This window comes from Methyloceanibacter marginalis (assembly GCF_001723295.1).
GTDB classification, from domain to species: Bacteria; Pseudomonadota; Alphaproteobacteria; order Rhizobiales; family Methyloligellaceae; genus Methyloceanibacter; species Methyloceanibacter marginalis.
The window spans coordinates 1-5,304 of sequence record NZ_LPWD01000272.1 but is presented as its reverse complement, the minus strand read 5'-3'; the positions used below and the strand labels follow the sequence as shown (position 1 = coordinate 5,304).

Sequence of the window (5,304 nt, the reverse complement as noted above, 5' to 3'; positions counted from 1 at the left end):
CCTCGATCTCGCCGCCGGTGATGTTGTCGGCCGGGAACGGGTTGTCGTCGGTGCCGCGGGGCTTCGGCGCCAGGAACATGGAAAGGCCCTTATAGCCCTTCTCGTTCGGGTCGGTGCGCGCCAGAACCGTCATCAGATCGGCGCGCGCGGCATGAGTGATCCAGGTCTTCTGACCGGTGATCTTGTAGACATCGCCGTCCTTCACCGCGCGGGTCGTCAGCGAAGCAAGATCGGAGCCGGTGTTCGGTTCGGTGAACACCGCCGTCGGCAGGATCTCGCCTGAGGCGATCTTCGGCAGCCACTCTTGTTTCTGCTCGTCGGTGCCCCCGTTGAGGATCAGCTCCTCGGCGATTTCCGAGCGCGTGCCGAGTGACCCCACGCCGATATAGCCGCGGCTCAGTTCCTCGGAGACGACGCACATGGCCTCCTTGCCGAGACCGAGACCGCCATATTCTTCCGGCAGCGTGAGCGAGAACACGCCGAGCTCGGCCATCTGGTTGATCAGCTCGAGCGGGATGTAGTTGTCCTTGAGATGCCACTCTTGCGCGTGCGGCACCACCTCAGCCAAGGAGAAACGTCGCATCTCATTGCGGATCTCCTCGTAGGTCTCTTCCAGACCAGGATCGCCGAAATTGGCCGAAGCCGCGCCTTGCGCGTCCTGGATCAATTCGACGACGCGGGCACGCATCTCGGGCGTCACGCCCTCGATCAGCGCGGTCACGTCCTCGGTGAGAAAAGCAGTCCGCGCCGACTCGTCCAGACCGAGTTCATGCAGCCGGACCACCTCGCCCTGGCTCATGGTCACGCCGCCCGCAAGCTGCGCGAGATATTCCCCCGCCCCGATCTGGCTCAGCAGGGACTCCATCTCGCCGAAACGGCCCTCACTCTCCATGCGCTTGGCGTAGTCGGCGAGCTGGCGGATGCCTTCCGCGTAGGTCGAGATCCAGGCGAGCCCATGCGCCACATGCTGTTCGCGCTCCAGCGCCGCGTTATCGATCTTGCCGCCGGGGGCGAGCTTGGCCTTCACGGCCTCGGTCGCCTGGACATTCAGGGTTCCAGCCGCCTCGGCGGCGGCCTCGAGCAACGGGACAAGGGCGGCGGGGCTCAAAGTCTCACGGTCGGTCACGGTCTCGGCGGCGGTCAAAGTCAGCTCCTCGGAACGATTCTAGTCGGATTTCGGGCACAACGAAGCCCGGCATGCGCGCGAAGTCAAACCCCAAAAAGAAAGCGCCCCGGACTTCTGATCCGGGGCGCTTTTAGGCCTTGGCAGCCGAATTCGGGACCGGCTAAGCCTTAGGACTTGCCGTGCATTTCCTGGCTGGCTTCGAGCACGTCCTCGAAGGTCCGCAAACCCGTGACCGGTGCGCTCACCAGCACCGACATATTGCCGGGGCGATGCTCGTTCTTCCACATGCGCATATGGGCCTTCGGAATCTGCTCCCAGGGGAACACCTCGGACATGCATGGGTCGACATGCCGCTCGATGACGAGCTTGTTGGCCTGGCTCGCTTGCGCCAAATGGGCGAAGTGGGAGCCCTGGATGCGCTTCTGGTGCATCCACACATAGCGGGCATCCATGGTGAGGTTGTAGCCGGTCGTGCCGGCGCAGAACACGACCATGCCGCCGCGCTTCACGATGAAGCAGGAGACCGGGAAGGTCGCCTCGCCCGGATGCTCGAACACGCTATCGACGTTCACGCCCTTGCCGGTGATCTCCCAGATCGCCTTGCCGAACTTGCGGACCTCTTTGTTCCAGGCGTCGTACTCTGGCGTACCGACCTTGGGCATCTGGCCCCAGCAGTCAAAGTTCTTCCGGTTGATCACGCCCTTGGCGCCGAGCGACATCACGTAGTCGTTCTTGTCGTCTTCGGAAACGACGCCGATGGCATTGGCGCCTGCCGTGGCGCAGAGCTGAATGGCCATGGAGCCGAGGCCGCCTGAAGCGCCCCACACCAGGACGTTATGGCCGGGCTTCAGCGTGTGCGGACGATGGCCGAACAGCATGCGGTAGGAGGTGGCGAGCGTCAGCGTGTAGCAGGCGGCCTCCTCCCAGGTGAGATGCTGCGGCCGCGGCAGAAGCTGGCGGTCCTGAACGCGCGCAAACTGCGCGAACGAGCCGTCCGGCGTCTCGTAGCCCCAAATGCGCTGGGACGGCGAGAACATTGGGTCGCCGCCGTTACATTCCTCGTCGTCACCGTCGTCCTGGTTGCAATGGATGACGACCTCGTCGCCGACCTTCCAGCGTTTGACCTTGGAGCCGACGGCCCAAACGATGCCGGACGCCGTCGAACCGGCGATGTGATAGGGATTCTTGTGCACGTCGAACATCGAGATCGGCTTGCCGAGCGATGCCCAGACGCCGTTGTAGTTGACGCCCGCAGCCATCACGAGAACGAGCACGTCGTGGGAATCGAGCTCCCAGGTCGGCACGACCTCGACCTGCATGGCCTCGTCTGGCGGCCCCTGGCGCTCGCGGCGGATCGCCCAGGCATACATGTTCTTCGGCACATGACCGAGCGGGGGAATCTCGCCGATCTCGTAGAGATCCTTGATCTCGCCCTTCGGCGCAGACGTTTCTGGAGAAACTTCAGCTAAAGACATCTCATTCATCCGGTTGTCCCCCCAGTCCTATTCTTCGGGCGCTTTTTTGCACTGCGGCAATTGTCTTCGATCCATCTCGCGACTGCAACATGTTTGCGGGCCGCAGACTTAATCGCAAGCCCACCAAAAGCGCCGCGTGCTCTCTTGGAAATGCTCAATTTTGGCAGCAGGGCCACAATCGGGGAGGAGGGTTAGCAAAAAGAACCGGCTCTGCCCAGGGGTGATTCGCACCCCTGGCGCGGCACGCCGCCGCTGGCCCATGCCGCATTCTCGCCGCGCTATCGCCGCGAGACCGGCAGACTTCGCGGGTGACTGCGGCTCGATTTGCGGGATTTAGATCACGGATCGGTGTGCCCCGGAACCGCGCACCCTTTCAGTCTGTTTACGCCCCAGTCCGGACGTCACGCAAATTGACCCCAAGGAGACGATAGTATGAAAACCTACAAGACAGCCCTGCTTGCCACCGCGGCGACGTTCGCCCTTGGCATGGGTGTGGCGATGGCCGAGGACGCGCCGGGCGCCACGAGTGACATTGTGATCGCAGCCGAAGGGGCCAATCCCGGCAGCGCGGTCGAGCCCAATACCGAAATCGAGAACAAGGGCGCCCTGTCGGCTCCCGAGAAGAACGAGTCTCAGCCCATGGAGGGTGCGGGTAGCACCACCGGCGGCATGACCGACGAGTCGTCCGCGAACGTGCCGGGCGCCAGCGCCGAAGGCAATCCGGCCAACGAGAATCAAGGCGCGCTTTCCGCTCCCGAGAAGGACGCCATGGGCACCGACAAGCCGACCGGCGGCATGACCGATCGCTCTGCCGGTAACGTGCCGGGTGCGGACGCCGAGGGCGACCCCGATATCCAGAATCAGGGTGCGTTGTCGGCCCCTGAGAAGGACACCGACAAGATGTAAGCCGGTACGAGGCTTGGGAACCTCTCCCCAAGTTCAGTACTGAAAAGGCGGCGCCGGTTGCGCCGCCTTTTTCTTTGCCGGAAGCACCGCACCCATGGGATAGGACGGGGCCTCGGTTGCCACGAGACGGCAGCTCGTGCTTCGATAAGGCCAAACTGAGCGCCCCAGCGCCCTCCGGAGATCACGAATGGCAGACGGCAAGACAGAGCGCGATAAGCCTTGGATGTTCCGCACCTATGCGGGCCATTCGACGGCCAAGGCCTCGAACGAGCTTTACCGGAAGAACCTGTCGAAGGGGCAGACCGGCCTCTCGATCGCTTTCGATTTGCCGACCCAGACCGGCTACGATTCCGACGAGGCGCTGGCCCGCGGCGAGGTCGGCAAGGTCGGCGTTCCCGTCTCGCATCTCGGCGACATGCGGCACCTGCTGGAAGGCATCCCCCTCGACGCGATGAACACGTCGATGACCATCAACGCCACCGCCGCCTGGCTGCTCGCGCTCTATGTCTCGCTTGCCGACGAGCAGAATGTCGACCGCGCCAAGCTCACGGGCACGGTGCAGAACGACATCCTCAAAGAATATTTGTCGCGCGGCACCTATGTGTTTCCGCCGGCGCCGTCGCTGCGGCTGATCAAAGACGTCATCGTCTTTACCAACCGCGAGATGCCGAAATGGAATCCGACCAACGTCTGCTCATATCATTTGCAGGAAGCGGGCGCGACGCCGGCCCAAGAACTCGCCTTCGCCCTGGCCACTGCCGTGGCCGTGCTCGACGAGGTTAAGAACTCCGGCGAGGTGTCCGATGAGGACTTTCCGAGCGTGGTCGGAGCGATCAGCTTCTTCGTCAATGCGGGCGTGCGCTTCGTCACCGAAGTCTCCAAGATGCGCGCCTTCGTCGATCTGTGGGACGAAATCGCGCGCGACCGCTATGGCGTCGAAAATCCGAAGCTCCGGCGCTTCCGCTATGGCGTGCAGGTGAACTCGCTGGGCTTGACCGAGCAGCAGCCCGAGAACAACGTCTATCGCATCCTGCTGTCGATGCTGGCGGTTACGCTGTCGAAGAAAGCCCGCGCCCGCGCCGTGCAGTTGCCGGCCTGGAACGAGGCGCTCGGCCTGCCGCGGCCCTGGGACCAGCAATGGTCGCTGCGGCTCCAGCAGATCGTGGCCTACGAGACCGACCTTCTGGAATATGGCGACATCTTCGACGGCTCCGAGGTGATCGACAAGAAAGTCGAGGAGCTGAAGGAACAGGCCCGCGCCGAACTTGCCAAGCTCGATGCCATGGGCGGCGCGGTGGCCGCCATCGACTATATGAAGGAGGCCCTGATCGCCTCGAATGCCGCACGCATCGCCGACATCGAGCGCGGCGATCAGGTGCTGGTCGGCGTCAACCGCTATACCGAGACCGAACCCTCACCGCTCGATGCCAGCGGCGAAGGCATCCTGACCGTGTCGGAAGCCGTAGAGCTCGAGCAGATCGCAGCGCTGCAAGCCTGGCGTCAACAGCGCGACGACGCGGCCGTGCGCCAAGCGCTCGTGGATCTCAAAGAGGCGGCCTCCGAAGGCCGCAACATCATGCCGCCGTCGATTGCCGCCGCTAAAGCCGGTGTCACCACAGGAGAATGGGGCGCGGTGCTGCGCGAAGTGTTCGGCGAATACCGCGCGCCGACCGGCATCGGCGCCGAGCACTCTGTCGATACGGAGCGGTTGAAGCAGGTGCGCGAACTTGTCGAGCAAGTCTCAGGCAAGCTCGGCCGCACCCTCACCTTCGTGGTCGGCAAGCCCGGCCTCGACGG

Annotated in this window: 4 protein-coding genes; 2 read left to right on the top strand and 2 right to left on the bottom strand. The window is 63.7% G+C overall.

The window, feature by feature from the left end; translation table 11 throughout:
* Together AUC71_RS10500 and ccrA are read right to left on the bottom strand one after the other, a co-directional pair.
* A partial coding sequence (locus AUC71_RS10500) for an acyl-CoA dehydrogenase family protein (protein WP_425283380.1) occupies nt 1–1,144 on the bottom strand: 1,144 nt, incomplete at its 3' end.
* Nucleotides 1,145–1,293: 149 nt separating this feature from the next.
* Nucleotides 1,294–2,610, bottom strand: coding sequence for a crotonyl-CoA carboxylase/reductase (gene ccrA / locus AUC71_RS10495; protein WP_069624224.1), 1,317 nt, complete (start codon nt 2,608–2,610; stop codon nt 1,294–1,296).
* A gap of 423 nt (nt 2,611–3,033) precedes the next feature.
* Here ccrA and AUC71_RS10490 point away from each other — a divergent pair, with 423 nt between their 5' ends.
* Together AUC71_RS10490 and AUC71_RS10485 are read left to right on the top strand one after the other, a co-directional pair.
* Nucleotides 3,034–3,507, top strand: coding sequence for a hypothetical protein (locus AUC71_RS10490; protein ID WP_069624223.1), 474 nt, complete (start codon nt 3,034–3,036; stop codon nt 3,505–3,507).
* Nucleotides 3,508–3,694: 187 nt separating this feature from the next.
* A partial coding sequence (locus tag AUC71_RS10485) for a methylmalonyl-CoA mutase family protein (protein ID WP_069624222.1) occupies nt 3,695–5,304 on the top strand: 1,610 nt, incomplete at its 3' end.

Coding starts and splice junctions, on each gene's coding strand:
- ccrA (WP_069624224.1), bottom strand. CDS start 2,610: ATGAATGAGATGTCTTTAGCTGAAGTTTCTCCAGAAACGTCTGCGCCG.
- AUC71_RS10490 (WP_069624223.1), top strand. CDS start 3,034: ATGAAAACCTACAAGACAGCCCTGCTTGCCACCGCGGCGACGTTCGCC.